At 64.9% G+C, this 202-nt stretch carries 1 pseudogene; it reads right to left on the minus strand.

Features of this window, described 5'->3' with window-relative positions:
• Nucleotides 1-202 (minus strand): annotated as a pseudogene (locus AC4HNJ_RS22155) (S-layer family protein); the annotation flags it as partial.

A 202-nucleotide genomic window follows, 5' to 3' on the forward strand; every position in this document is an offset into this window, starting at 1 on the left:
GTCCTGGGTGAGCTGGGCCATCTGGTCGGGGGTGAGGGCGACGCCCACGCTGAGCTGGAAGCGTTGCGCTTCTTCCACGCCGGCATCCATCAGGGCTTTATATTGGTTGAGGCTGTCGGTATCGCCGGTGAGGTAGCGCCGGCCGGTGAGGCCGGTGATCTGGTCGAGGACGAGCTGGGTTTCGTAGAAGGCATCGCCCAGG

It is taken from the genome of Dyella sp. SYSU CM1112, from assembly GCF_058216415.1.